25 protein-coding genes are annotated in these 26387 nt (G+C 61.3%); 19 read left to right on the forward strand and 6 right to left on the reverse strand.

The features are described from left to right. The first annotated feature begins 29 nt into the window (after positions 1-29). The 6 genes from dusB (at position 30) to PMI29_RS26120 (ending at position 8030) form a co-directional block, all read left to right on the forward strand. Positions 30-1040 carry a tRNA dihydrouridine synthase DusB gene (gene dusB, locus PMI29_RS26145; protein ID WP_007994234.1) on the forward strand — a complete coding sequence of 337 codons (1011 nt, stop codon included), beginning with the start codon at positions 30-32 and terminating at the stop codon, positions 1038-1040. Beyond that, positions 1037-1357: a DNA-binding transcriptional regulator Fis gene (gene fis, locus PMI29_RS26140; protein ID WP_007907419.1), complete on the forward strand. Its 321-nt coding sequence runs from the start codon at positions 1037-1039 to the stop codon at positions 1355-1357. Before dusB ends, fis begins: the two co-directional genes overlap by 4 nt. 81 nt (positions 1358-1438) lie before the next feature. Next, positions 1439-3046, forward strand: coding sequence for a bifunctional phosphoribosylaminoimidazolecarboxamide formyltransferase/IMP cyclohydrolase (gene purH, locus PMI29_RS26135; protein ID WP_007994235.1), 1608 nt, complete (start codon positions 1439-1441; stop codon positions 3044-3046). Positions 3047-3195: 149 nt separating this feature from the next. Beyond that, the gene (gene purD / locus PMI29_RS26130) at positions 3196-4491 is read left to right on the forward strand and encodes a phosphoribosylamine--glycine ligase (protein WP_007994236.1); all 1296 of its coding nucleotides are present in this window, start codon (positions 3196-3198) and stop codon (positions 4489-4491) included. A gap of 99 nt (positions 4492-4590) precedes the next feature. Then, a complete protein-coding gene (locus tag PMI29_RS26125; protein WP_007994237.1) occupies positions 4591-7368 on the forward strand; it encodes a hybrid sensor histidine kinase/response regulator in 2778 nt (925 codons plus the stop codon). 65 nt (positions 7369-7433) lie between these two features. Next, complete coding sequence (locus tag PMI29_RS26120; RefSeq protein ID WP_007994238.1) at positions 7434-8030, forward strand: MarC family protein; 597 nt, start codon at positions 7434-7436, stop codon at positions 8028-8030. 84 nt (positions 8031-8114) lie between these two features. On the opposite strand, the gene PMI29_RS26115 is transcribed toward PMI29_RS26120, so the two are convergent. From PMI29_RS26115 to cobG, 6 genes are all read right to left on the reverse strand, one after another. After that, on the reverse strand, positions 8115-8666 hold the full coding sequence (locus PMI29_RS26115) for a hypothetical protein (protein ID WP_238541630.1): 552 nt from the start codon (positions 8664-8666) through the stop codon (positions 8115-8117). Positions 8667-8821: 155 nt separating this feature from the next. Next, positions 8822-9637 carry a hypothetical protein gene (locus tag PMI29_RS26110; protein ID WP_007994241.1) on the reverse strand — a complete coding sequence of 272 codons (816 nt, stop codon included), beginning with the start codon at positions 9635-9637 and terminating at the stop codon, positions 8822-8824. Positions 9638-9844: 207 nt separating this feature from the next. After that, positions 9845-11548, reverse strand: a complete 1704-nt coding sequence (gene cobJ / locus PMI29_RS26105; protein ID WP_007994243.1) for a precorrin-3B C(17)-methyltransferase — start codon at positions 11546-11548, stop codon at positions 9845-9847. Further along, entirely contained in the window at positions 11548-12279 is a 732-nt protein-coding gene (locus PMI29_RS26100; protein WP_033051980.1) for a precorrin-2 C(20)-methyltransferase, read from the reverse strand. The genes cobJ and PMI29_RS26100 overlap by 1 nt, the downstream gene beginning before the upstream one ends. Then, positions 12279-12905 (reverse strand): precorrin-8X methylmutase, encoded by a 627-nt coding sequence (locus PMI29_RS26095; protein WP_007994246.1) that lies wholly within the window; start codon positions 12903-12905, stop codon positions 12279-12281. Before PMI29_RS26095 ends, PMI29_RS26100 begins: the two co-directional genes overlap by 1 nt. Continuing rightward, positions 12898-14220, reverse strand: a complete 1323-nt coding sequence (gene cobG / locus PMI29_RS26090; protein ID WP_007994249.1) for a precorrin-3B synthase — start codon at positions 14218-14220, stop codon at positions 12898-12900. Before cobG ends, PMI29_RS26095 begins: the two co-directional genes overlap by 8 nt. A 168-nt stretch (positions 14221-14388) precedes the next feature. Here cobG and PMI29_RS26085 point away from each other — a divergent pair, with 168 nt between their 5' ends. From PMI29_RS26085 to PMI29_RS26025, 13 genes are all read left to right on the forward strand, one after another. Continuing rightward, entirely contained in the window at positions 14389-15600 is a 1212-nt protein-coding gene (locus PMI29_RS26085) for a bifunctional cobalt-precorrin-7 (C(5))-methyltransferase/cobalt-precorrin-6B (C(15))-methyltransferase (protein WP_007994251.1), read from the forward strand. Continuing rightward, entirely contained in the window at positions 15593-16690 is a 1098-nt protein-coding gene (locus PMI29_RS26080; RefSeq protein ID WP_007994253.1) for a cobalt-precorrin-5B (C(1))-methyltransferase, read from the forward strand. Before PMI29_RS26085 ends, PMI29_RS26080 begins: the two co-directional genes overlap by 8 nt. Next, entirely contained in the window at positions 16687-17403 is a 717-nt protein-coding gene (locus PMI29_RS26075) for a cobalt-precorrin-6A reductase (RefSeq protein WP_007994255.1), read from the forward strand. The genes PMI29_RS26080 and PMI29_RS26075 overlap by 4 nt, the downstream gene beginning before the upstream one ends. 201 nt (positions 17404-17604) lie before the next feature. Continuing rightward, complete coding sequence (locus PMI29_RS26070) at positions 17605-17907, forward strand: type II toxin-antitoxin system RelE/ParE family toxin (protein ID WP_007994257.1); 303 nt, start codon at positions 17605-17607, stop codon at positions 17905-17907. Positions 17908-17910: 3 nt separating this feature from the next. Continuing rightward, the gene (locus PMI29_RS26065; protein WP_007994260.1) at positions 17911-18201 is read left to right on the forward strand and encodes an addiction module antidote protein; all 291 of its coding nucleotides are present in this window, start codon (positions 17911-17913) and stop codon (positions 18199-18201) included. A gap of 100 nt (positions 18202-18301) precedes the next feature. Beyond that, entirely contained in the window at positions 18302-18700 is a 399-nt protein-coding gene (locus PMI29_RS30790) for a DUF2946 domain-containing protein (RefSeq protein ID WP_081501623.1), read from the forward strand. Between the two features lie 46 nt (positions 18701-18746). Beyond that, the gene (locus PMI29_RS26055) at positions 18747-19226 is read left to right on the forward strand and encodes a copper chaperone PCu(A)C (protein WP_007994269.1); all 480 of its coding nucleotides are present in this window, start codon (positions 18747-18749) and stop codon (positions 19224-19226) included. A gap of 21 nt (positions 19227-19247) precedes the next feature. Continuing rightward, positions 19248-19700 (forward strand): DUF2946 domain-containing protein, encoded by a 453-nt coding sequence (locus tag PMI29_RS26050; protein WP_007994270.1) that lies wholly within the window; start codon positions 19248-19250, stop codon positions 19698-19700. A 191-nt stretch (positions 19701-19891) separates the two neighbouring features. After that, on the forward strand, positions 19892-22009 hold the full coding sequence (locus PMI29_RS26045; protein WP_007994271.1) for a TonB-dependent copper receptor: 2118 nt from the start codon (positions 19892-19894) through the stop codon (positions 22007-22009). Positions 22010-22115: 106 nt separating this feature from the next. Then, complete coding sequence (locus PMI29_RS26040; RefSeq protein ID WP_007994272.1) at positions 22116-23495, forward strand: PepSY-associated TM helix domain-containing protein; 1380 nt, start codon at positions 22116-22118, stop codon at positions 23493-23495. Positions 23496-23651: 156 nt separating this feature from the next. After that, entirely contained in the window at positions 23652-24440 is a 789-nt protein-coding gene (locus PMI29_RS26035) for an ABC transporter ATP-binding protein (protein ID WP_007994273.1), read from the forward strand. After that, a complete protein-coding gene (locus PMI29_RS26030) occupies positions 24437-25396 on the forward strand; it encodes an ABC transporter substrate-binding protein (RefSeq protein ID WP_007994275.1) in 960 nt (319 codons plus the stop codon). The genes PMI29_RS26035 and PMI29_RS26030 overlap by 4 nt, the downstream gene beginning before the upstream one ends. Then, positions 25393-26387 (forward strand): FecCD family ABC transporter permease (locus tag PMI29_RS26025; RefSeq protein WP_007994277.1); only part of this gene is annotated, 995 nt, incomplete at its 3' end. The genes PMI29_RS26030 and PMI29_RS26025, both read left to right, overlap by 4 nt.

The following is a 26387-nucleotide window of genomic DNA, read 5'->3' on the forward strand; positions in this document are numbered from 1 at the left end:
ATGATCCGGCCCCACAACAGGGAAGTCCTATGTCGGCGGTACGCATCGGCCCATACACATTACATAACAGCTTGATTCTCGCCCCCATGGCGGGTGTCACCGACCAGCCCTTTCGTCAGCTGTGCAAGCGCTTGGGCGCGGGACTGGTCGTCTCGGAAATGGTCACCAGCGATATGAGTTTGTGGAACACCCGCAAATCGCGCATGCGCATGATCCACGAAGGTGATCCCGAGCCACGCTCGGTACAGATCGCCGGTGGAGACGCGCAGATGCTGGCGGACGCCGCCCGTGCCAACGTTGAAATGGGCGCGCAGATTATTGATATCAACATGGGCTGTCCGGCCAAAAAAGTCTGCAACAAGGCTGCCGGTTCCGCACTGTTGAAAGATGAAGCCCTGGTAACCGAGATCCTGCAGGCCGTCGTGGCTGCGGTCGATGTGCCGGTTACCCTGAAGATCCGGACCGGCTGGGACCGGGACAACAAGAACGGCCTGACGGTGGCGAAGATTGCCGAACAGACAGGCATTACGGCGCTGGCGGTGCATGGCCGCACCCGTGCCGACCTGTACACCGGTGAGGCCGAGTACGACACCATTGCCGCAATCAAGCAGGCGGTGTCGATTCCGGTCTTCGCCAACGGCGATATCGATTCGCCGGAAAAAGCCCGGTACGTGCTCGACGCGACCGGTGCCGATGGTTTGTTGATTGGCCGGGCTGCCCAGGGGCGGCCATGGATTTTTCGCGAGATCGACCATTTCCTGCGTACCGGCGAGAAACTCCCGGCGCTGGAACTGATCGAGGTGGAACGCATTCTGCTAGAGCATCTGGCTGCCCTGCACGCCTTCTATGGTGATGTCATGGGTGTACGCATTGCTCGAAAGCATGTGGGCTGGTATCTCGCAACCCTGCCGGGCGCCAGGGAGTTTCGCGCCCACTTCAATCGTTTGGATGGTACGGATACACAATGCGCCAACGTTCGGGCGTTTTTCGCCGAGCGTTACAAGAGCCTGACAGGGGACGGAGAGTGGGTGGCCGCATGACGATGATGACCGAGACTTTAGTGAGTGGAACAACACCCGTGAGCGACAACGTGAATTTGAAACAGCACCTCAATACGCCAAGCGAAGAAGGCCAGACCCTTCGCGGGAGTGTCGAGAAGGCGCTGCACAATTATTTCGCCCACCTTGAGGGCGCTGCCGTCACGGATGTGTACAACCTGGTGCTCTCCGAAGTCGAGGCTCCCCTGCTCGAGTGCGTGATGAATTACGTCAAGGGCAACCAGACCAAGGCCAGCGAGCTGCTCGGGCTGAACCGGGGCACGCTGCGCAAGAAACTCAAGCAGTACGATTTGCTGTAAGCATTCAATCAAACCAGAAAGGCGCCCGCGTAAAACCGGTCGCCTTTTTTGCTGACTCCTTTGCTTTTGATGGAAATTGAAATGACCGACCAGACTACCCGCCTGCCGATCCGCCGCGCTTTGATCAGCGTTTCCGACAAGACCGGGATCCTCGAATTCGCCAAGGAGCTTGAAGCCCTGGGCGTCGAGATCCTCTCCACCGGCGGGACGTTCAAGCTGCTGCAGGACAACGGCGTTGCCGCAGTGGAAGTCGCGGATTACACCGGTTTCGCAGAAATGATGGACGGCCGGGTGAAGACCCTGCACCCGAAAATCCACGGCGGGATCCTCGGTCGTCGCGGTATCGACGACGCGATCATGAACGAACACGGCATCAAGCCGATCGACCTGGTAGCGGTCAACCTGTACCCGTTCGAAGCCACCATCAGCAAGCCGGGCTGCGACCTGCCGACCGCCATCGAGAACATCGACATTGGCGGCCCGACCATGGTCCGTTCCGCAGCCAAGAACCACAAGGACGTGGCCATCGTGGTCAACGCCAGCGATTACGCCAGCGTCCTGGAAAACCTCAAGGCCGGCGGCCTGACCTACGCTCAGCGTTTCGACCTGATGCTCAAGGCCTTCGAGCACACCGCCGCCTACGACGGCATGATCGCCAACTACATGGGCACAGTGAACCAGGCTGCCGATACCCTCAGCACAGAAGGTCGCAGCGAGTTCCCGCGCACCTTCAACAGCCAGTTCATCAAGGCCCAGGAAATGCGCTACGGCGAGAACCCGCACCAGAGCGCGGCGTTCTACGTGGAAGCCAAGCCTGCCGAAGTCGGCATCGCCACCGCGACCCAACTGCAAGGCAAGGAACTGTCGTACAACAATGTGGCCGACACCGATGCCGCGCTGGAATGCGTGAAGAGCTTCGTCAAGCCGGCTTGCGTGATCGTCAAGCACGCCAACCCGTGCGGCGTGGCTGTCAGCCCTGATGCCGAAGGCGGCATCCGCAAGGCCTACGACCTGGCCTACGCCACCGACACCGAATCCGCCTTCGGTGGCATCATCGCCTTCAACCGCGAACTGGACGCCGAGACCGCCAAGGCCATCGTTGAACGTCAGTTCGTCGAAGTGATCATCGCTCCGTCGGTCAGCGAAGAAGCCCGCGCCATCGTCGCCGCCAAAGCCAACGTACGCCTGCTGGCTTGCGGCGAATGGTCGGCTGACCGCGCTGCTGCCTGGGACTACAAGCGCGTCAACGGTGGCCTGCTGGTACAGAGCCGCGACATCGGCATGATTGGCGCCGACGACCTGAAAGTGGTGACCAGGCGCGCACCGAGCGAGCAGGAAGTCCACGACCTGATCTTCGCCTGGAAAGTCGCCAAGTACGTGAAGTCCAACGCCATCGTCTACGCCAAGAATCGCCAGACCATCGGTGTCGGCGCCGGCCAGATGAGCCGCGTGAACTCGGCGCGTATCGCCGCGATCAAGGCAGAACATGCCGGCTTGCAGGTAGCCGGTTCGGTGATGGCTTCCGACGCATTCTTCCCGTTCCGCGACGGTCTGGACAATGCGGCCAAGGCCGGCGTGACTGCAGTGATCCAGCCAGGCGGTTCGATGCGTGATGCTGAAGTGATTGCTGCTGCCGACGAAGCCGGTATCGCAATGGTCTTTACGGGCATGCGCCACTTCCGTCACTGACAGCACAGCATTCCCCTGTAGGAGCGAGCTTGCTCGCGAAGAACGACTAGACGCCACAGTGTTTCAGACACCCCGCGTTATCGTTAACCACCATCGCGAGCAAGCTCGCTCCTACAGTTCCCAGATTTGCGTCATCCGAGGTTTTTGAAATGAATGTTTTGATCATTGGCAGCGGTGGCCGTGAACACGCCCTGGCCTGGAAAGTGGCTCAGGATCCGCGCGTACAGAAGGTGTTCGTGGCTCCGGGCAACGCCGGTACCGCCATCGAAGCCAAGTGCGAGAACGTCGCCATCGACGTACTGGCGCTTGAGCAACTGGCAGACTTTGCCGAGAAAAACGTTTCCCTGACCATCGTTGGCCCTGAAGTGCCGCTGGTTGCCGGTGTTGTGGATCTGTTCCGCAGCCGTGGCCTCGATTGCTTCGGTCCGACCGCTGGCGCGGCACAGCTTGAAGGTTCGAAAGCCTTCACCAAGGACTTCCTGGCTCGCCACAAGATCCCGACTGCCGACTACCAGAATTTCACCGAAATCGAACCGGCCCTCGCTTACCTGCGTGAAAAAGGCGCTCCGATCGTGATCAAGGCCGATGGCCTGGCCGCCGGTAAAGGCGTGATCGTCGCCATGACCCTGGCCGAAGCCGAAGACGCCGTGCGCGACATGCTGGCGGGCAATGCCTTTGGCGATGCGGGTTCGCGCGTGGTCATCGAAGAGTTCCTGGACGGCGAAGAAGCCAGCTTCATTGTCATGGTCGACGGCAAGAACGTGCTGCCGATGGCCACCAGCCAGGACCACAAACGCGTCGGTGACGGCGACACCGGCCCGAACACCGGCGGCATGGGTGCTTACTCCCCGGCGCCAGTGGTCACTGCCGAAGTGCACAAGCGCGTCATGGACCTGGTGATCTGGCCGACCGTGCGCGGCATGGCCGAGGAAGGCAACGTCTATACTGGTTTCCTGTACGCCGGCCTGATGATCGACAAGGCTGGTAACCCAAAAGTCATCGAGTTCAACTGCCGCTTCGGCGACCCTGAGACCCAGCCGGTGATGCTGCGCCTGCAGTCGAGCCTGGTGCTGCTGGTCGAGGCCGCCCTGGCCCAGGCGCTGGACAAAGTAGAAGCACAATGGGATCCACGCCCTAGCGTCGGTATCGTCCTGGCCGCTGGCGGCTATCCTGGTGACTACGCCAAAGGCGCAGCCATCAAGGGGCTGGATGCAGCCGCCGCACTGGAAGGCAAGGTTTTCCACGCCGGCACTGCGCTCAAGGACGGTCAAGTCGTAACGGCCGGTGGTCGGGTGTTGTGCGCCACAGCCATGGGTGCCAGCGTCGACGCTGCACAGCATCAGGCCTACAAGCTGGCGGCTACGATTGACTGGGAAGGCTGTTTCTATCGCAAGGACATTGGCTACCGCGCCATTGCCCGCGAGCGCGGCGAGAGTCAGGAATAAGGTAAACACCACGCCAGGCAGGGATTGCGATTCCTTGCCTGGCTATTCCGGCGCCGCGCATCGTTATACTCTGGCATCAACCTAAGAAGGGATTTCGCCGTGCGCTGGCTCAGGATTGCCATAAGCTTAACCGTCACGCTGTTGACCTTGCTCTGCATGCTACCGGCCCAGGCCGCGCAAGGCAGTGGCTGGGCGGTATTGCTTGACGAACAGGGCGACCTGCAACTGAGCGATATCCGTTCCGCTCGTTACACCAATCAATTCAGCCCCATCGAACTCGACCGCATTACCGCGGCCGAACCCGATGGCGCGTTATGGCTGCGATTCAGGCTTGCACCCGGCAAACACGAACAATTGCTGCGGGTGTTCGCGCCTGACCTGCGCCAGTTCAACATGTACGTACTGGACGGCGACAGGCTGATCGAGCAATCCAGCACAGGCAACGAACAGCCCCAATCCGAGCGTCCATTACCCAGCAGCGACCTCATGCTGGCCCTGCCGCAAAGCGACAGCTCCCTGGACGTCTACCTGCGACTGGCCTCCGACCACCAGTTACGGCCCTACATCACCCTGCAATCGGCGGTCATCGCGGCTGCCAACCAGAACCAGACGCTGATCTATGGCCTGCTGTTCGGTTGCATCGCCATGCTGATCCTGCACAACCTCATCCGCTACGCCTACACCCGCTCGCACAGCGCCCTCTGGCTGGCAGCGTGCGAAGGGCTGTTGATGCTCAGCCTGCTGCTGTTGCTGAACCTCGCCGGCCCCTGGCTACCGGACTGGCACGCAGTGCAAACGCCGGGGGCTTACCTGGCATTGCTGCTGACTGCGCCCGGCGGCCTGATGCTTGCCTATCGCTTCTTCTCCCCGCTAGGGCCGCATCCGCTGAACCGGTTGCTGCTCGGCGAGGTCCTGCTCATCACCGCCTGCGGCCTGATGCTGCTGTTCGTCAATACCTTGCCGCTGAACTTCATTACCTACGGCCTGGTGGCCCTGGCAGGCCTGACCATGCTGTTCATCAGCGCCTATCACTGGCAAAAAGGTTATCGCCCGGCTCGCCTCTTCGTGGCAGCCATGGTGGTGTTCAACCTCGGGACACTGGTCATCCTGCCCGCCCTGTTGGGGCTGACCCTGATCGAACCCCATGGTCTGATCACTACATTGCTGGTGCTCATCTGCATCAGCGGCCTGCTGATGAGCATTGCGTTGAGCGAGCGCCAGCGCCGCATCATGGAAGACCGTTTCAGCATCAGTCGCGACCTGGCGGCCAGCAACGCCGAGATCAACGCCAAGGCCGAGTTCCTGGCAAAGATCAGCCATGAGATCCGCACCCCGATGAACGGCGTCCTCGGCATGACCGAGCTGCTGCTGGGCACGCCGCTGTCGGTCAAGCAACGCGACTATGTGCAGACGATCCACAGCGCCGGCAACGAGCTGTTGACACTGATCAACGAAATTCTCGACATCTCCAGACTCGAGTCCGGGCAGATCGAACTGGACGATGTGCAGTTCGACCTCAACGCGCTGATCGAAGACTGCCTGAGCATCTTCCGCGCCAAGGCCGAGCAGCAAAACGTCGAGTTGATCAGCTTCATCCAGCCACAGGTGCCGCGGGTGATCAGCGGTGATCCGACACGTCTGCGCCAGACGCTGTTGAGCCTGCTTGAAAACGCCCTGAAAAAAACCGATGAAGGCGAAATCCTGATCGTCGTGGCGCTCGACGAGCGCAACACCAAACCACGCCTGCGTATCGCCGTGCAGGACAGCGGCGAGCCCATGGAAGCCGAAGAGCGCGACGCTCTGATGCACGCCGAACTGCACAGCCGGCATTTTCTTTCGGCCACCCACCTGGGCGGCAACCTGGGGCTGGTGATTGCCCGCCAACTGATCCGCTTGATGCAGGGAGAATTCGGGATCAAGAGTGGCAGCAACCAGGGCAGCACCCTGTGGTTGACCCTGCCACTGGACCCGGATCGCCTCGAACACCCGACCTCCGATCTCGACGGCCCGCTGCAAGGTGCTCGGGTTTTGGTGGTGGACGACAACGACACCTGCCGCAAGGTGCTGGTGCAGCAATGCAGCGCATGGGGCCTGAACGTCAGCGCCGCGCCTTCCGGCAAGGAAGCGCTGGCACTGCTGCGCACCAAAGCTCATTTGCGCGATTACTTCGATGTGGTCCTGCTGGACCAGAACATGCCCGGCATGACCGGCATGCAACTGGCGGCCAAAATCAAGGAAGACCCGAGCCTGAACCATGACATCCTGCTGATCATGCTCACCGGCATCAGCAATGCGCCGAGCAAGATCATCGCGCGCAACTCCGGGATCAAGCGCATCCTCGCCAAACCGGTGGCCGGCTACACCCTCAAGACCACCCTCGCCGACGAGCTGACCCAACGCAACAAAGGTCTCGTCGCCACCCACCCAGTGCAAAGCGGCCCGGCTCTGCCGATCAAGGTCCCCTGCGACTTCCGCATTCTGGTGGCCGAAGACAACAGCATTTCGACCAAGGTGATCCGCGGCATGCTGAGCAAGCTCAACCTGCAACCGGATACCGCCTGCAACGGCGAAGAAGCCTTGCAGGCGATGAAGGCCCAACGCTACGACCTGGTGCTGATGGACTGCGAAATGCCGATCCTCGACGGCTTCTCGGCCACCCAGCAATTGCGTGCCTGGGAAGTCAGCAACCAGCGGGTCCGTACCCCCGTGGTGGCATTGACCGCCCATATCCTGGCCGAACACAAAGAGCGTGCGCGTCAGGCCGGCATGGACGGACACATGGCCAAGCCGGTCGAACTGTCACAGTTGCGCGAATTGATCGAACACTGGGTCGCCCAGCGTGACCAGCAGAATCGCGCAACGACCCAAACGTCCTGAGCCGACAGACTACGCAACCCCTGATAGACTCCCCCTCGACTTCCCTCGCCAGTGAGCCCGGCACCATGCTCCATGAGTTGTTCAGCGTTTACCTGAAGATGCTGGTGCTCTACAGCCCATTCTTCGTGTTGTCCTGCTTCATCAGCCTGACCCGTGGTTATTCGCGCAAGGAACAGCGGCGACTGGCCTGGAAAGTAGCGGTCGCCACCCTGGTCTCCAGCGTTCTGCTGTACTTGTTCGGCCGAGTGATTTTCAGTGTTTTCGGCATTACCGTGGACGCATTCCGCATTGGCGCCGGTAGCGTCCTGTTCATCTCGGCACTGGGGATGGCACAAGGCAAATCGGCGGTACAGACCGACAACGTGCAGCAGGATGTCACTATCGTCCCGCTGACCATCCCGCTGACCGTCGGCCCCGGCACCATAGGTGCCTTGCTCGTGATGGGCGTGAGTCAGCCGCACTGGGACGACAAGCTCACCGCCATTGTCAGCATTGCCTTGGCCAGCTTCACCGTGGGGGTGGTGCTTTATCTGTCCAGCCGCATCGAACGCATACTCGGCGACCAGGGCTTGCAGATCGTCAGCCGGTTGATGGGACTGTTCGTGTGTGCACTGGCGGCGCAGATTATCTTCACCGGAGTCAGGGGCTACCTGGTGCCTTGAAGCGGCGGCTTGTCCGAACCCGAAAACAAGGCCCTGTGCATCAATCACAGGGCCTTGTCGTTTATGGCGTGCAAAGCCTTTCAGTCAGGACTGGAGTTTGCGCACGAACACCTTGCTTGAATAAGCTTCGATTTTCTCGTGGACCCGTTTACGGTAGTTTTCAAACGCCCGTCGGTCGAACACGAACACCCCGCCATCGGGAATGATCACCAGCTCTCGATCGAATTCGCGCCACAGGAAAAAGTCGCTTTCAATCACGGTCGCGCTGTAGCGCAAGCCCAGCAGGCATACGACCACCTCACCCGAGGCGAGCCGCTCGCAAGGCGCGCACTTGAGGATACCCGAGCCGCCATTGGCAACATTGCCGCGAAAGAAGTCCCAGGCAAACTCATCCAGCCGCAACGCCTGATAGGTGTCCTCGAGGAGCTGGCTCAAGCGCTCCACGCCCAAGCGGCCAATCACGCTGTAACTGGCGCCAAGCAATTGTCGGACACTCGTGACCCGGATCGGCTCGGCCGGAACGATGGTCTTGAGCCTGCATCCCGCCTTGAGCAATCGCCCTTGAAAATAATCGAACCAGACCTTCCTCGACACTTGGTCCGGGTATTTCTCATTGGCCGCCAGTTCCGCGTACAACAGGCAGTCCTGTATATCCTCTTGGTCTTGCGAGCTTACCTGTTGGGTAAAGGACAACAGGCAACCACCCACTACAACAGCATTAACAGACGCAGGCATATTTACCCCATACAGTCAGTGCTTTAATCGGTTACATCGATCAAAGCCTGTCCGACTTATTGACCAGTCAATTGTTTGAAAAGACCATCGGCAAATTGGTCGTTATAGGCATACATCATATTTTTCTTTCGTTCGAATGCACGTCGATTGAAATTGCGCACACCGGCACCCTGGAAAACCTGCAAACCCTGGGTCTTGTAAGTTACAAATAGAAAGTTGCCGTTGTATTCCTTGTCCACCAAGTCCAGGCCTCCCATCAACATGGACATGCCGCCGCTTGGCGTCGTAATGCAAGGCACAGCCTTGAAGCTGACGACCTCGTTTTTCTTGCTGCCGGCATCGACAACCTTCAGTGCGTCCTTATCGCCCTTGAGCTTGCTGAAACCCGACGCCACCAGGTTCAGGACGCTGCTTGCACCACCGGAAACAACGGTCTCAAGCACTTGCAAAATCGCTTCATTCATCGTGATGGTGAGCTGTTTGCTGACGAATTTCTTGTAGGTGAAGCTTCCCGACACCCAGCCCACCGCCAACAATGCCTCGTTGTACTTCTTGTAGCGGTCTTCGTTGCTGGTTTCGTTGGGCAGGCGCCGGACCACCGCTTCGGCAAACTGCTGGCAGTCCAGCGCATCCTGCCTGTCGTCCTCCGAAAGCGCCTGGTCGAACACCACCAGCGAGGGGCCTACTACCGAAGCCCCCACACCTTGCACTGACGAATCACGCGATACTGCGCCCAGGATCGAGGTGGAACGCTTGGTCCGCGCCCGTGGCACAACGTTTTCAAGTTCTGCCGCAATGCCTTCGAAATACTTATCCTGCATGGCATCATCAAATGCGACTTTAGCTACTGAGTAATTTTTTATATCGACCATTTAAATCTCCATTTAATCAACAAGCCGCCTCATGCGACCGGCTGAAAACTAAAGCGCGGAGTTGAGTTGGTCAAAGTAAAAACACTCCGAAGTTATTTCACGAGTTATTAGAAAACAAAAAGGCCCGCGACAACTTTCGTCAATCGCAGGCCCTATTATCAGTTATTGCCTTGAACATCAGCGACCTTTGAACAAAGCCGCTTGCACTCAGGTGGCTGGCTTGCTTGGGTACCAGCGCGGCGTGTAAACCCAATCACCGCCGCCGACCCGCGGAAAAACACAGGTCAGGGATGAGCCGATCAATACCATCGTGCGCATATCGACCTGGTCGGGGGTCAATTGGCCGAGGGTCGTGACGCGCAGTGTCTGACCCGGCCGGCCAATGTCCCGCCCCAACACGACAGGTGTTTGCGGCATACGGTGCCGGGCGACGATTTCAAGCGCCTGGCCCAGTTGCCATGGCCGCGAACGGGAAATCGGGTTGTAGAACGCCAGCGCCAGATCGGCTTGAGCGGCCAGGTCCAGGCGTTTTTCGATGATTGCCCAAGGCTTGAGGTTATCCGACAGCGACAGCACGCAGAAATCATGCCCCAGCGGTGCGCCGGCCTGGGCGGCCGTCGCCAGCGAGGCGGAAACCCCCGGCAGAATCTCGAGATCAACGTTATGCCAATGGACGTCGGTGGACTCATGCAGCGCTTCCAGCACCGCCGCAGCCATGGCAAAAACCCCCGGATCCCCCGAAGAAACCACCACCACCGAACGCCCCTGGGCTGCCAGTTCGAAGGCGTGGCGGGCACGCTGCATCTCTTCACGGTTGTCGGTGCAATGCAGCACCTGATCGGCGCGAAACGGCCCGGCCATGCGCACGTAGGTTTCGTAACCCAGCACGTCGGTTGCGCGGGCCAGTTCCGCCTTCACGGCCGGCACCATCAGTTCGGCGGCCCCCGGCCCCAGACCGATCACGGCCAGCCGTCCACGCGGGCGGCCGATCTGCAACGGATCCAGCGGCTGCTCTGCCACCGCAATGGCAACGGTGTCGCTACCCAGCATGGAAACGGGCTGGCCTATGGCAGTACTCAGACGTTCGCCAAGCACCTTCTCAGCGCCGGCAAAACGCAGCGGCACGCCCAATTCAAGCGCCGCTTCGCGCAACCCCGGGCAGGCAATTTCGGTGTCGGGAGCCAACAGGCAGGCCAGCGACTGCACGGCGATTCTTGCCTGATGCAACGCCTCGCGCACCGCTCCCGCGACGCTCACCAGACCAGCGTCCACAGCGACCACCACATTGCGCGGGTAGATCAACAATTCGTTGGCCGCGGGTGTCCGCTCGGCATGACTGACATGCACCGCCAATCGGGCCTGTGCATCTTCAGGCAACTGCGCCTGCGCCAGCCACGGGGCCTCACCTTCAATGCGCACCGTTTCACCAGCCAGCAAATCGGATACGAAACGCTTGCCCAACTCCAGATCGCCAAGGGCATAACCGCTGGGCGGGTTGAGCAGACAAGTGCCAAAACGCAACTCGCCGCTGGTGGTGATCGCCGCCGCGACTTCAAGCGCGGCGGCAATCTCCCGCGCCATTACATTCACCCCGCCGAGACCACCCAGCAGTGGAACCACGGCACTGCCGTCTTCAGCCACCGCCAATACCGGTGGCTCGGCGCCCTTTTCCAGCAACAAGGGAGCCAGCGTGCGGATCACGATCCCGGCCGCGCACAGGGCAATAATTGGAGTGCCCCGTTGATAGAGTTCGCGCAGGGTCGCACCGAACTCGTGATAAACCCGATCCGCGCCTTCGACCCGTTCGGCCAGGCCATGGATCAGGGCTTCGGGGTACACCTGCTGAATGCTGCGTGCGGTAGCGAGGCTGCCATTGCCAAGAATGACAATCGCCGGAACTGGACGGGTCATCAGCCTTGCCACCTTTCACCGGGAACGATGATCAACGAGAAGTACGGCGAGGACATCGGCTCGACCTGATCCAGCGGCACGATCTTCTGATTGGCCATGGTCGCCCGCTCGACGTACAACGCACGCTCGGCCAGGCCGAGTTCTTCCAGCACCTGGCGAACCTTGGGAAAGTTGCGCCCCAGTTTCATGATCACCGCCGCATCGGCATCGGCCAAGCGACGCTTGAGTTCGTCGTGCGGCAGCACACCGGACAACACCGACAGACTCTGATTGCGATACACCAGCGGTGCACCGAGCACCGAGGCACCGCCGAGCATCGAGCACACACCGGGCACGACTTCGGCCTGATAGCGTTCGGCAAGCCGGTCATGCAGGTACATGTAGGAGCCGTAGAAGAACGGATCACCTTCGCAGATCACCGCCACATCACGACCCGCATCGAGATGCGTGGCCAGTTCTTCGGCAGCGTCATCGTAAAAGTCGCTGATCACTTGCTCGTAGGACAACGGCGCCGGCAAGGCTTCGGTGGTCACCGGGTACACCAGCGGCAACAAATTCTGGGCAGCCTGCAGGTGCGCTTCGATGATGCCGAAGGCATTGCCCTTCTTGCCCTTGGCCACGAAGTACGCCACCACCGGGGATTCGCGCAGCAAACGCAGGGCCTTGACGGTAATCAGTTCCGGATCACCGGGACCGACGCCGAGGCCGATCAAACGTCCAGGTTGCTGCATCATTCGATCTCCGTGGCGAGTGCATTGACGGCGGCGGCGGCCATGGCGCTACCGCCCAGCCGACCCTGCATGATGACGAAAGGCACGCCACGGCTATCCGCCGCCAACGCTGCCTTGGATTCGGCGGCGCCAACGAAGCCTACCGGGAAGCCGAGGATCAGTGCCGGTTTCGGTGCGCCGGCATCCAGCATTTCCAGCAGGTAAAACAGCGCAGTCGGCGCGTTGCCAATCACCACCACGCTGCCTTCCAGATGCGGGCGCCACAACTCCAGTGCGGCAGCGGAACGGGTGTTGCCCAACTCACGGGCGAGGTCCGGAACGCTTTCATCGCGCAGAGTGCAGATCACCTGATTGTTCGCAGGCAACCGCGCGCGGGTCACGCCCTCGGAGACCATTCGCGCATCACACAGGATCGGCGCGCCGGCCGCCAGCGCATCACGCCCGGCCTTGCCTGCGCCTTCGGAAAACTGCAAACCGTCGATGGCCTCGACCATGCCGCAGGCGTGAATCACCCGAACCGCAAGTTTCTCCAGATCGGCCGGAATCCTGTCGAGGTTGGCCTCGGCGCGAATAATCGCGAAGGAGTTGCGATAGATCTCCTGACCGTCGCGGATGTAATCAAGCATCAATGGGGCTCCGTGAGCGGGCGTCGAGCAGGGTCGCGACCGCTTCAATAGTAAGGTTGCGTGCGTGCAGCGCGCCGAAACCCGGCTGCTCTGCATCGCGAAAATAGAGATCGTAGTGACCGGGGGCGACGGCCAGCAATGTGACGGGCGCCGTATGTGCCGCGGCGCAGGAACGCGCGCACCCGCTCAAATGCACACTCGGCGTTTGTCCGTGACGTTGCAGCAATGCAGCCAGTTGCAGGGCATCGCCCTTGGTCTCGGCCAGGCTTTTACCGCAGCCGTTTGAGCCGGTGCAGGCGATCAACCGGGACAATGGCTGATCGGCTTCGCAGTGCAAGCCCAGACATTGCAATTTCCGAATGACCTCAGTGGCGTTTTCCGCGAGGACATTGGGCAATAGCAGGCTTTGCCAGGGCGTGAAGCGCAGACGGCCATCACCGAACTCCCGTGCCAGTCGTGCCACACCCCGCAGCATCGCCGGATCAAGCCGCCCCAGCGGTGGGACAGCCCCCACATAGACAACACCGGATTCGGCCTGGGGATGGGCGCCCATGTGCAAATCACTGCCACCAGAAAGCCGCTGCCAACCGACAACGGCTTGCAACGGTACTCGCTCAGCCAGCCGAAGCCGTACGGCCTCGACCGAGCAGTCGGCCAGCAAATGGCGCATCCGCGTCTGCTCGGGGCGCGCCAGTTCAAGGAACAACTCAAGGACCGCGACCACCAGCGCATGCCCGTCAGCGAGTGCAACCGACCCGGCGGGGCTGTCCGTCGGGCATCCCGCCAGACCGAACGCCAGCCGTTGCTCACCGTCCTGATCAAACGCCGAGAGCCACAGGTCATGGGGATGTTCGAGCATCGTCAGGTCTTCACCGCCATCAAGCTGCACGGCGAACTTGGCACTGAGGTCGTGAAAAGCTTCGTGGCTTTGCAGTGTGGCGAGGATCTGCCCGGCCAGCGGCCGAGTGTCGAACAGCATGCGCGGATCGATCCCGGCACCAGGGCTGAGCATCAAATTACGCACATCGTCGCCAGCTGCCGTGCGCGGTCCCAGATCGGCGGCCAGCAGGCTGTCGATCAACGCCGCTCGCTCGTTGCCGATGCCGCGGATCTGCAGGTTGGCCCGGTTGGTCGCCTCGATCGCTCCGCTGGCGTAACGCTCGGCCGCAGACGCCACGGCCTCAGCCTGGATACTGTTGATTGAACCACCGTTCAACTTGATCCGGCAGATGCCGCCATCCAGTGCCGGCACAATACGCAGCAACCCCGGGCAAGCCGAGGGGCGTAAGGCAGCGGACAGCGGACGTTCGTTCAAGGTGGACCCGTTCAGGTGGCGAGGCGATTCACGGCGAAAGTGCGCGGTATTATGCCTGCTTTACTTCGCTGCATGAAAAGACTCCGGTCGGGAAGAGAAGGCAGTCAGCTCAAGGAACCCGCGCTATCATGCCGCCCAACAACGTTGAACGCGGGATTGAGGAACGGCATGACACCCTGGTTGACGGTAGTAGGCATCGGCGAAGACGGATTCAAGGGCCTGGGCAAGAACGCCCGGCATGCATTGTTGCGCGCATCGAAGATCTTTGGCGGCCAGCGGCATCTGGATCTGCTCCCGCCGTGCATACGCGGCGAGCGCCAGCCGTGGCCGAGTCCCTTCTGCCTTGAGTCGCTGCTGTCACTGCGTGGCGAACCCGTTTGCGTCCTGGCCAGTGGCGACCCCATGTTCTTTGGCGTCGGCGCCAGCCTCGCCCGGCAACTCCCCGCGGCCGAGATGCTGACGCTTCCTGCGCCGTCCTCCTGCTCGCTGGCCGCTGCGCGAATGGGTTGGCCCTTGCAGGATGTGATCACACTCTCAGTGGTGGCCCGGCCTGTCGCCGCACTCAACGCGCAATTATTCAGCGGCGTGCGCTTGCTGGTATTGAGCAACGATGGCCGCAGCCCCGCCGCCATCGCGGCACTGTTGCGCGAACGTGGCTTCGGCCCTAGCCGTCTCAGCGTGCTGGAACACCTTGGCAGTGAAGCCGAGCGGCGCGTCGACGGTATCGCCAGCGACTGGAGCGATCCGCCGATCGCCGACCTGAACCTGATTGCCATCGACTGCATCGCAGAGCCGGATACACCGCGCCTGTCACGACTGGCCGGCCTGCCGGACTCGGCCTTCCAGCATGACGGCCAACTGACCAAACGCGATGTGCGCGCCATCACCCTCGCGCGCCTGGCCCCGATCCCCGGCGAACTGTTGTGGGACGTCGGCGCCGGTAGCGGCTCGATCGGCATCGAATGGATGCGCGCCCACCCCAGTTGCCGCGCACTGGCCATCGAGGCCGATGCGGGCCGACAAGCGTTGATCGAACACAATCGCGATGCCCTCGGCGTTCCCGGCCTGCAATTGATTCGCGGCAGTGCGCCGCAGGCCCTGGCCGGGCTGGAGCGGCCGGATGCGATTTTCATCGGCGGCGGTGTCACCCGCGCAGGCGTGCTCGATACTTGCTGGGCCGAACTCAAACCCGGTGGCCGGCTGATTGCCAACGCAGTCACCCTGCAAAGTGAAATGACCCTGATGGCCTGGCGCGAGCAACACGGCGGGGAGTTGACCCGCATTCATATCGCGCAAGCACAACCGCTGGGCGACTTCGACACCTGGCGCCAGGCCCTTCCGATTACCTTGCTGGACGTGACGAAACCCTTCGATGCGTGACGAAACCGCCGAACAACCCGCACCACTGCGCAGTGGCCTGACCACCGGCAGTTGCGCCACGGCCACCAGCCTCGCCGCCGCGCGTCTGCTGCTGGATGGCACATCGGCCGATGCGGTGGAAATCGTGCTGCCCAAGGGCAAGCAGGTGCAGATGCGCCTGGAGTTCTGCCGCCTCACCGAGGACGGCGCCGAAGCGGGAACCCTCAAGGACGCCGGTGACGATCCGGACGTGACCCACGGTGCCCTGCTCTACTCCCAGGTGCGCCTGAGCAGCGAACCGGGGACGCGCTTCAAGGCCGGTCGCGGCGTCGGCACAGTGACCCGGCCCGGGCTGGTGCTGGGTGTCGGCGAGCCCGCGATCAACCCGGTGCCACGCAAAATGATCAGCGAACACCTGGCCCGACTGGCCGACGAACTCGGCTACAGCGGCGGTTTCGAGGTCACGATCAATGTCGAGAACGGCGAGGCGCTGGCACTGAAAACCATGAACCCGCGCCTGGGCATTCTTGGCGGTCTGTCGATCCTCGGCACCAGCGGCATCGTCCGGCCGTTTTCCTGTGCGGCCTACATCGCCTCGATCCACCAGGGCATTGACGTGGCGAAAACCAACGGTTACCTGCACATCGCCGCCTGCACCGGCAACGCCAGCGAAGACACCATGCGCCGGGTCTACAACCTGCCGGAAATCGCCCTGATCGAAATGGGCGACTTCGTTGGCGCCGTGCTCAAGCACCTGCGCAAGGTGCCCGTGGACAAGCTCAGCCTGTGCGGTGGTTTCGGCAAGATCAGCAAACTGGCGGCCGGGCACATGGATTTGCACAGTCGTCATTCGAGCATTGACCTGCCGCAACTGGCGTTATGGGCGGCGCAGGTCGGTGCCGATGCGGCGTTGCAGCAGCGCATCCGCGAGGCCAACACTAGCCAGCAGGCACTGGCCATGGCCGCCGCCGCCGGAGTCGCCCTGGGTGATGCCGTCTGTCAGCACGCCCTGGATTTTGCCCGCAGCGTGGTGCCGGCGCAGGTTCAAGTGGAAGTCTTTGCCATCGATCGCCAGGGCGGGATTGTTGGCCATGCGGGAGCGTTTCAATGAAGCGCATTCTGTTGCTCGGCGGCGTGACCGAAGCCCTGGCCATTGCCCGCACGCTGGGACCGCAACATATCTACAGCCTGGCCGGTGTCGGTCGAGTGCCGACGGACCTGCAATGTCAGATCCGCGTGGGAGGTTACGGCGGTGCCGAGGGTCTGGCGCAATTCATTCGCGATGAAGGTATCGAACTGCTGGTCGACGCCACTCACCCCTACGCAGCCCAAATCAGCCAGAACGCTGCGACCGCCGCGCGCTTGAGCGGCGTCCCCTGCTGGGCGCTACGACGTCCGGCCTGGCAAGCCCAGGCGGGGGATGACTGGCGGGAAGTCAGCGATTGGGCCGAACTGATCGAAGCCCTGAAGCCCTTCCGTCGACCACTGTTCACCCTCGGTCGAGAACCCCTGCAACACCTGGATGAAATCCCCCCGGAGCAATTCTGGACCCTGCGTGCGCTGGACGTGTATCCGGGCAACGAGCGCTGCGAAGTGATCGGCGCACGTGGGCCCTTCCTGATCGACGATGAACGCGAGTTGTTCGAACGGCGAAACATCGACGTGCTGATCAGTAAGAACAGCGGCAGCACGGCGACCGAGCCGAAGCTGGAAGTGGCGCGTGAGCGTGGGGTCCCGGTGATTGTTTTGAAGCGGCCGGAATTGCCGGGGGTTGATAGGGAGTTTGGCGCGGTGGCAGATATGCTCGATGCCCTATCAGGGTAGGACTGTTCCTTAGACCTGCTAAACCTTGCGATTCCGCTGGCAATATTCTCAGACGAAGCCGGCTATCGACTCTACGGCCTCAACCCTATAGTTCGCCTCCTCCTGAACCAATCAAGCGCCCCCAACATCCACAGGGATAAATGGTCTCGCCCAAGAGAAAGTGCCGCTTGCCACTCTGTATCCCAAGGAATACGATTCAACATGATCGATTTTCAGCGATCCCAAGTATTTGCTGACTGGCTCAACTCGCTGAAGGACACCATTGGCAAAGCTCGAATAATCGCCAGACTCCGGGCAGCCGAGCATGGAAGTTTTGGTGATTGTGAATCTGTAGGTGCTGCGGTTTATGAGATGCGCGTTCACTACGGCCCAGGCTACAGGATGTACTTCACTCGCAGAGATGAGGTGATTTACTTGCTGTTGATCGGAGGTGACAAGTCGACTCAAAAGCGAGATATCAAACGTGCTATTCAAATGGCACACAAAATCGGTAGTGAGGAGTAAATCATGGCCGAACAATTTACCCGTTTTGATGCCGTCGAGTTTCTCAAAACGCCGGAGGAAATGGCGGCCTATCTGGATGCCTGCTTTGAAGAGGATGCCGGAGACGGTGTGCTGATACGTGCAGCGCTCAACGATATCGCCCGAGCAAAAGGCATGACACAAATTGCCCGTGATGCCGGTCTGGGACGCGAGAGTCTTTACAAAGCGCTGAGCAGTAGTGGCAATCCGGAATTCGCGACTATCATGAAAGTTATGAAAGCCTTGGGTCTGCGCTTGCATGCCATCGCTGTCTAATTACGCTGCGACACCAAACCGCACGCCGCTTTTTTACTTATCGGCCCTGATCAGGCTAAATAGCCCGCGCCTGATCGCCCACCCAAACGGATTTTGTCCCATGTCCCGACAACGGCTCGCAATTGCCTGGATAGCCTGCTTCGCAGTGCTGTTCAATTTGCTCGCCATGCCGATGTCCGGAGCGATGGCACAGACGGCGAAGTCACCCGCCGAACAACTGTTGTGGAGTAGTTTCTGCAGCTCCAGCGGCACCAGGATGGTGGCAATTTCCATCGGCGACCTCGAACAGAAAGCCCCGCAAAGCGACGATCACTCCAACATGCAACATTGCTGGTGCTGCTCGGGTTCTGCGCCATTGGTGGCGTTGCCGGGGCATACGCCACAGCTGTATTTCGCGCACTTCGAGTCCAACCGAAGCCTGCCTGCGACTTCTCTCGAAAGCCCGTCACCGCGCCAGCAATGGCCGAGCCTCAACCCCCGCGCTTCCCCTCTGGTGTGATTTTTCTCGCAATTGACCTGCGTTTAAATCGTTCCGGAGAACTGCCATGTTGAACAAACTCATCGTTCTGGCCGCGTTGCTGCTGCCTGCCTGCTTTGCCAATGCCCACGAATACAAGGTCGGCACACTGGAAATCGCTCATCCGTGGTCCCAGGAGTTGCCACCCAATGCGCCCAACGTTGCGGCGTATTTCGTGATCAATAATGAAGGCACGACCGCCGACCGCCTGCTCAGCGTCGACACCCCCATAGCGGGCGAAGCGCAATTGCATGAGCACGTGATGCAAGGCGACATGATGAAAATGCAGCACGTACCGAGCGTGGAAGTGCCCGCTGGTGGCCAGGTCACTTTTGCGCCAATGGCCTATCACGTGATGCTGCTGGGCCTCAAGGACCGCAGCCTGCTCACAGACGGCAAGCGCTTCCCCATGACGCTGCACTTCGAGAAGTCCGGTGACGTGACGGTCGAAGTCGCGGTACAGAAACAGGCGCCGGACAGCATGCAAGCGCACGTGCACAAGCCGTAATCGTCTGAGCTGAAAACGCCCATGCGCCCGCTTAGCGCCAGGTCATCCAGGCCACGCAATCAGGCATTGAGTCTGACACGCGGCAGCTGGATCAGCCTGTTCGCCATGCTGATGATCTTTATCGGTCCGCTGATTTCTCAGTCGATGCCGATGGATTCGCGCGCCATGTCGATGAGCATGCCTGCGGGTATGAGCATGGACATGAGCATGGCGGCGATGGAGCATGCCGACCACGGCACGCAAACCTCCACCGAGCATTGCCCGCCTGCCCCGGGTCAGCATGTGCTGTGGGAAAAGTGCGGCTATTGCAGCCTGTTGTTCAATTGCCCGGCGCTGACCGGTGGCGTGTCTTTCGCCAACTTCGTCATCCCGCCCGTCAACACCTTCACCACACCCTCTCCGCGCCTGGGCCATGCCCGGCAAACCTTCTTCCCCGGCGCCCGCACCCGCGCCCCGCCCGTCATCGTCGCGTAAACACTCACTTTTGATTTCACACGGTCCGCAAGACAGCCACAGCAACCTGTGGGAGCGGGCTTGCTTGCGAAGAGGGAGTGTCAGTCAACATTGATGTCGTCTGGCACACCGCTTTCGCGAGCAAGCTCGCTCCCACAGGGATTGCGCAGGCTGCCGGCCGTGTCGTTTACGACTGTTCGATGGAAGTTGTCATGTCCAGGTTTTCTGCTGTCCCGTGCTTGAGCACTGCCCAAGCCTCTTTTGCCCTGAACGAGTCTTGCATTCGTTTCAGGCACGCCACCGCGATCCTGTGCGGTGCTTTGCTGGCGCCCTCTGCGCTCGCCGATGAACATTCCGGTCACAGTGAAGAACTGAGCCCGACGGTGATTACCGCCGTTGCACCCAGTTCGCCACTGACCATCGTCACCAACCCCAAGGACCCGCGCCAACCGGTACCGGCCAGCGACGGCTCGGATTATCTGAAAACCATTCCGGGTTTCGCCCAAGTGCGCAACGGCGGCACCAATGGCGACCCGGTGCTGCGCGGCATGTTCGGTTCGCGGCTGAACATTCTCACCAACGGCGGCATGATGCTCGGCGCCTGCCCGGGCCGGATGGACGCCCCCACTTCCTACATCTCCCCGGAAACCTACGACAAGCTCACTGTGATCAAAGGCCCGCAAACCGTACTCTGGGGGCCGGGCGCTTCGGCCGGCACCATCCTGTTCGACCGCGAACCGGAAAGCTTCGGCGAACTCGGCACGAGGGTGAATGCCAGCGTGCTGGCCGGCTCCAACGGGCGTTTCGACAAATTGGTGGACGCCGCTGCCGGCGGGTCACTGGGCTACGTGCGGGTGATCGGCAACACCGCACATGCAGACGACTACCAGGATGGCAACAACGACACCGTCCCGTCGCGCTACGACAAATGGAACGGCGACGTCGCACTCGGCTGGACCCCGGATGCCGATACCCTGCTGGAGCTGACCGCCGGCAAGGGTGACGGTGAGGCACGCTACGCCGGGCGCAGCATGGACGGCTCGCAGTTCCTGCGCGAAAGCCTCGGCCTGCGCTTTGAGAAATCCAACATCAGCGACGTACTGGAAAAGCTCGAAGCCCAGGTCTACTACAACTACGCCGACCACGTGATGGACAACTACACCCTGCGCACGCCGTCCGGCACCGGCAAGATGGCCGGCCCGATGGCCTCCAACGTCGACCGCCGTACCCTCGGCGCCCGGGTCAAGGCCACCTGGCGCTGGGCCGATGTGCAACTGATCAGCGGCATCGACGCACAGACCAACGAGCATCGCCAGCGCGGCGCCATGGGCGTCGACACCTACAAGGACCTGCCGTACACCAAGGATGCCGACTTCCATAACTACGGGGTCTTCGGCGAACTGACCTGGTACGCCGCCGACCGTGAACGCCTGATCAGCGGCGCACGCCTGGACCGCGCCTCGGCCAAGGATTATCGGCAAACCATCGGCTCGGGAATGATGTCCCGCCCGAACCCGACTGCCGACGACACCCGCGCCGATACCCTGCCCAGTGGCTTCATCCGCTACGAGCATGACCTGGCCGACAGCCCGACCACGGTGTATGCCGGCCTCGGTCACACCCAGCGGTTCCCGGATTACTGGGAGCTGTTTTCACCCAAATCCGGCCCCGCCGGTTCACTGAATGCCTTCGATTCGATCAAACCGGAAAAAACCACCCAGCTCGATTTCGGCCTGCAATACAACACCGAAAAACTCGAAGCCTGGGCCTCTGGCTACGTCGGCCAGGTGCGCGATTACATCCTGTTCAGCTACACACCCGGGATGATGGGCATGACCTCGCAAGCCGAAAACATCGACGCGCGAATCATGGGTGGCGAGCTGGGCGCCGCTTACAACTTCACCGAAAACTGGAAAGCCGACGCGACCCTGGCCTACGCCTGGGGCAAGAACAGCAGCGACGACACTGCCTTGGCGCAGATGCCGCCGCTGGATGCCCGTTTCGGCCTGACCTACAGCGAAGACAACTGGAGCGCCGGCGCACTGTGGAGAGTGGTTGCCGCGCAAAACCGCATCGACCAGAACAAAGGCAACGTGGTCGGCAAGGATTTCGGCAAGACGCCGGGCTTCGGCGTGTTCTCCCTCAACGGTGCCTATCGGATCAACAGCAACTGGAAGGTCAGCAGCGGCGTCGACAACCTGTTCGGCAAGGCTTACGCCGAGCACTTGAACCTGGCCGGCAACGCCGGCTTCGGCTACCCGGCCAATGACCCGCAAGCCATCAAGGAACCGGGGCGAACGCTCTGGACCAAGGTGGACATGAGTTTCTAACCCTTGAGGGCCCCGCTCCCTCTGTGGGAGCGGGCTTGCCCGCGATCGGTTGCGCAGCAACCGCAAAACAAACAACTAAAAGATCCAGCCAAGCGGAGCACACGTGATGAAACAGCCCAAAGTGAATTTCTACAACCTGGCGTGGCGCTGGCATTTCTATGCCGGATTGTTCGTTGCGCCATTCATGGTGATGCTGGCCCTGACCGGCACCATTTATCTGTTCAAACCGCAGCTCGATTCGCTGATGTACAGCAGCCTGCTCAACGTCCCGGCCGGTCATCACACCGTCCCGGCCGACGACCTGCTCAAGCGTGTGAAAGACGCGTATCCCCAAGCAACGATCAAGCAGTACCTGCCACCGGCCAACGCCGAACGCAGCGCCCAGTTTGTCGTGCTCAATGGCGGCAACGAGCTGAATGTATTTGTCGACCCGTACCACGGCGACATCCTCGGCGAGCAAGACGCCAAGAACAATCTGCAAGCCATAGCACGCGCGATTCACGGCGAGCTGATGATCGGCACGGTTGGCGATCGGCTGATCGAACTGGCCGCCGGTTGGGGCGTGGTGCTGGTGGTGTCCGGCATTTTCCTGTGGTGGCCGCGCGGTCAGGCGGCAGGCATTTTGTGGCCGCGCCTGAACAGTCGCGGGCGCGTATTGTGGCGTGACCTGCACGCGGTCACCGGGTTCTGGGGCGCGTCCCTGCTGCTGGTGATGCTGCTCAGCGGCATGACCTGGACCGGGTTCTGGGGCCAGCAGTACGCGGCGGTATGGAACGTCTTTCCGGCGACGATGTGGGATGACGTGCCGAAGTCCGATGTCGAAGCGCGCAGCCTCAACACCGCGACCCGCCAGACCGTGCCATGGGCCATGGAAAATACGCCGATGCCGATGTCCGGCGACCATGCCGAACACATGGCCCACGACGGTGCGCACGCCGGCCCGGCAACGCCGACTATCAGCCTGCAAGACGTACAAAACATCGCCACGCAGAGTAAGGTCGAACCGGGCTACAGCATCACTTTGCCGAAATCCGCGACCGGCGTGTTCACCATCTCGGTGTTCGCCGACGACCCGCGTAATGACGCCACGTTGCACATCGATCAATACACCGGCAAGGTTCTGGCCGACGTCCGTTTCGAGCACTACGGCAGCGTCGCCCGCGCCACGGAAATCGGCGTGATGCTGCACGAAGGCAAAATGTTCGGCACGCTCAATCAGATCATCGTGTTGCTGATCTGCCTGATGATCCTGCTCAGCGCGGTCAGCGGCGTGGTGATCTGGTGGAAGCGTCGCCCGCAAGGAAAACTCGGCGTGCCGCCGCTGCGTCACGACCTGCCGAAATGGAAAACCGCCATGGTGATCATGTTCGCCCTGGCGGTGGCCTTCCCATTGGTGGGCGCTTCGCTGGTGGTGGTGTGGGTGCTGGATCGTGTGCTGCTGTCGCGTTTTACCCGGCAGACTGAGTCGGCTTCATCTTCATCTTGAAACAGGCGAGATGCGCGGGGCGAAAGGCACTGTAAACTCCCCGCGTATCTCCTCAGCCCCATCGCGAGCAAGCTCGCTCCCACAGGGATTGCATAAGACCTGTGGGAGCGAGCTTGCTCGCGATGGGGCCCTTGGCATCACCTCAAGAGCCACTGCATGACCTCGCTGAACCTCGCAAACATTTCCTGGACGCCCTTGGGTCACGGCCATTGCCACCACCAATTCCAGCTGCGTGATGCCTCTGTGCACGTGGCCGCCGGTGAATTCGTCGGGCTGATCGGTCCCAACGGCAGTGGCAAGACCAGCCTGTTGCGTTGTGCCTGGCGCTTCAGCAAACCGGAAAGCGGCGAGGTCAGGCTTGATCATCAGAATGTCTGGAAGCAATCCTCGCGCTGGTGCGCGCAACGCATCGCCGTGGTGTTGCAGGAGTTCCCGGATACCTTCGGCCTGACCGTCTTTGAGGTGGTCGCCATGGGCCGCACGCCGCACAAAGGCTTGTTCGATGGCGACACGCTTGAAGACTCGAATCTCATCAATCAAGCCCTGGCGTCGGTCGGTCTCGAGGGGTTCGAAGACCACGGGTTCGCCACCCTCTCCGGTGGCGAAAAACAGCGGGTCATCCTCGCCCGCGCCCTGGCCCAGCAGCCACAGTTGCTGATCCTCGACGAGCCGACCAACCACCTCGACCCGCGCTATCAGCTTGAGCTTTTGAAGTTGGTCAAGCGCCTGGACATCGGCACCCTGGCGAGCATCCACGACCTCAATCTGGCTGCGGCTTTTTGTGATCGGCTGTACGTGATCAACCACGGCCGCATCGTCGCCAGCGGCACGCCGAAAGAAGTCCTGACGGCTGCGCTGCTGCGCAATGTGTTCGGCGTCGAAGCCCTGATCGATGAGCATCCCTTGCACGGCTACCCACGAATCACCTGGATAACCCAACCATGACTTTGCGTTCCCTGCTGCGCTGCAGCCTCTCCCTCGCGATGCTGTCGGGCAGCGCCCAGGCGTTTGCCGAAGCCACCCGTTACCCGCTGACGATCCACAGTTGCGACCGTGAAGTGACCTTCAGGCAGGCACCGCAACACGCCCTCAGCCACGACATCAATATGACCCAGATGATGCTCGCCCTCGGCCTCAAGCCACGAATGGCCGGCTATAGCGGCGTCAGTGGCTGGAAGGCCGTGACACCCGACATGCAATCGCTGCTCGATGGCCTGCCGGAGCTGGCGGCCAAGTACCCGTCGGTGGAAACCCTGCTCAATGCCAACGTCGATTTCTTCTTCGCCGGATGGGACTACGGCATGCGCGTCGGCGGCGACCTCACGCCGCAAACCCTGCAACCGCTGGGCATCAATGTGTATGAGCTGAGCGAGTCCTGCGCCTTCGTGATGAAGCGCCCGCCGGCCAGCCTCGAAGACACCTACAACGACCTGCGTAACCTCGGCAGGATCTTCGACGTGCAGGACCGTGCCAATGCCCTGATCGCCAACATGCAGGCGCAAGTGGCGGACATTCGCAAAGACCTGCCCGCGGCAAAACCACGGGTCTTCCTGTACGACAGCGGCGAAGACCGGGCCATGACCTCAGGCCGCCTGGGCATGCCGCAAGCGCTGATCGATGCCGCTGGCGGGCGCAATATCCTGGAGGATGTCGACGCGAGCTGGACCCGGGTCAACTGGGAGAACGTAGTCGAGCGCAATCCGCAGGTGATCGTGATCGTCGACTACAGCGAAATCACCGCCGAACAGAAGATTCAATTCCTGCTGGACAACAAAGCCCTGCAATCGGTGGACGCAATCAGGAACCGGCGCTTCATCGTCATCCCGTACGTGCAGGCCACGCCGGGGATCGACAATGTGCTGGCGGTCGCAACCCTGGCCAAGGGTTTCCACGGCGAATGATCAACCGTCGCTATGCCCTGTTACTGATCGCCCTCGGTGCGCTGTTGCTGGTGTCGTGCGTGGTGTCCCTGGGTTTCGGCCCGGCGCGGGTGCCGGTGGACGTGGTGTGGCGCATCCTGTTGCACAAACTGTTCGGCTTCGGTGTACCGGACTGGAGTCCTGGGCAGGAACATATCGTCTGGCTGATCCGCATTCCGCGCATGCTGCTTGGCGCGTTGGTAGGCGCCGGGCTGGCACTGATCGGCGCGGTGCTGCAAGCGGTGACGCGCAACCCGTTGGCCGACCCGCACTTGCTCGGCGTCACGTCCGGCGCGACATTGGGCGCGGTGATCGTGGTGCTGCATGTGGGAGAAATCGTTGGCCTGCTGACCTTGCCGATCGCGGCATTTATCGGTGCATTGCTGAGCATGCTGGTGGTGCTGATGATCGCCAACCGCAACGGTCGACTCGACAGTGACCGCTTGCTGCTGTGTGGTGTGGCGGTGTCGTTCGTGATGATGGCGATTGCCAATTTGCTGCTGTTTCTCGGCGATCATCGAGCCAGTTCGGCGGTGATGTTCTGGATGCTCGGCGGACTTGGGCTGGCACGCTGGGAACTGCTGGCGGTGCCGACAGCCAGTGTACTGCTCGGACTGATTTTGCTGCTGGGCATGGCGCGACCGCTGAATGCGCTGATGGCCGGCGAACAGACCGCGGTGACCCTGGGCCTGAATGCGCGCACCGTGCGTCTGCGGGTGTTTTTGATTGCGTCGTTGATGACCGGAGTGCTGGTGTCGATCAGCGGCTCGATCGGTTTTGTCGGGCTGATGGTGCCGCATATTGCGCGACGTCTGGTCGGGGCTGAACACCGAAGATTGCTGCCGGTGTGCGTGCTGCTCGGCAGCGTGTTTCTGGTTTGGGTCGACGTCGCCGCCCGGACAATGATCGCTCCGGAAGACCTTCCCATCGGCGTCGCCACCGCCGCAATTGGCGGCTTGTTCTTTATCGGCTT

The sequence above is a fragment of the Pseudomonas sp. GM49 genome (assembly GCF_000282355.1).
Taxonomy (GTDB): Bacteria; Pseudomonadota; Gammaproteobacteria; order Pseudomonadales; family Pseudomonadaceae; genus Aquipseudomonas.

Excerpts from the sequence above, each read along its gene's own strand:
- dusB (WP_007994234.1), top strand. The coding sequence starts at position 30 with ATGTCGGCGGTACGCATCGGCCCATACACATTACATAACAGCTTGATT.
- purD (WP_007994236.1), top strand. The coding sequence starts at position 3,196 with ATGAATGTTTTGATCATTGGCAGCGGTGGCCGTGAACACGCCCTGGCC.
- PMI29_RS26095 (WP_007994246.1), bottom strand. The coding sequence starts at position 12,905 with ATGCTTGATTACATCCGCGACGGTCAGGAGATCTATCGCAACTCCTTC.
- PMI29_RS26075 (WP_007994255.1), top strand. The coding sequence starts at position 16,687 with ATGAAGCGCATTCTGTTGCTCGGCGGCGTGACCGAAGCCCTGGCCATT.
- PMI29_RS26080 (WP_007994253.1), top strand. The coding sequence starts at position 15,593 with ATGCGTGACGAAACCGCCGAACAACCCGCACCACTGCGCAGTGGCCTG.
- PMI29_RS26030 (WP_007994275.1), top strand. The coding sequence starts at position 24,437 with ATGACTTTGCGTTCCCTGCTGCGCTGCAGCCTCTCCCTCGCGATGCTG.
- PMI29_RS26120 (WP_007994238.1), top strand. The coding sequence starts at position 7,434 with ATGCTCCATGAGTTGTTCAGCGTTTACCTGAAGATGCTGGTGCTCTAC.
- PMI29_RS26055 (WP_007994269.1), top strand. The coding sequence starts at position 18,747 with ATGTTGAACAAACTCATCGTTCTGGCCGCGTTGCTGCTGCCTGCCTGC.
- PMI29_RS26085 (WP_007994251.1), top strand. The coding sequence starts at position 14,389 with ATGACACCCTGGTTGACGGTAGTAGGCATCGGCGAAGACGGATTCAAG.
- PMI29_RS26040 (WP_007994272.1), top strand. The coding sequence starts at position 22,116 with ATGAAACAGCCCAAAGTGAATTTCTACAACCTGGCGTGGCGCTGGCAT.
- PMI29_RS26045 (WP_007994271.1), top strand. The coding sequence starts at position 19,892 with ATGTCCAGGTTTTCTGCTGTCCCGTGCTTGAGCACTGCCCAAGCCTCT.
- PMI29_RS26110 (WP_007994241.1), bottom strand. The coding sequence starts at position 9,637 with ATGGTCGATATAAAAAATTACTCAGTAGCTAAAGTCGCATTTGATGAT.
- PMI29_RS26050 (WP_007994270.1), top strand. The coding sequence starts at position 19,248 with ATGCGCCCGCTTAGCGCCAGGTCATCCAGGCCACGCAATCAGGCATTG.
- fis (WP_007907419.1), top strand. The coding sequence starts at position 1,037 with ATGACGATGATGACCGAGACTTTAGTGAGTGGAACAACACCCGTGAGC.
- purH (WP_007994235.1), top strand. The coding sequence starts at position 1,439 with ATGACCGACCAGACTACCCGCCTGCCGATCCGCCGCGCTTTGATCAGC.
- PMI29_RS26035 (WP_007994273.1), top strand. The coding sequence starts at position 23,652 with ATGACCTCGCTGAACCTCGCAAACATTTCCTGGACGCCCTTGGGTCAC.
- cobJ (WP_007994243.1), bottom strand. The coding sequence starts at position 11,548 with ATGACCCGTCCAGTTCCGGCGATTGTCATTCTTGGCAATGGCAGCCTC.
- PMI29_RS26100 (WP_033051980.1), bottom strand. The coding sequence starts at position 12,279 with ATGCAGCAACCTGGACGTTTGATCGGCCTCGGCGTCGGTCCCGGTGAT.
- PMI29_RS26065 (WP_007994260.1), top strand. The coding sequence starts at position 17,911 with ATGGCCGAACAATTTACCCGTTTTGATGCCGTCGAGTTTCTCAAAACG.
- PMI29_RS26070 (WP_007994257.1), top strand. The coding sequence starts at position 17,605 with ATGATCGATTTTCAGCGATCCCAAGTATTTGCTGACTGGCTCAACTCG.
- PMI29_RS30790 (WP_081501623.1), top strand. The coding sequence starts at position 18,302 with ATGTCCCGACAACGGCTCGCAATTGCCTGGATAGCCTGCTTCGCAGTG.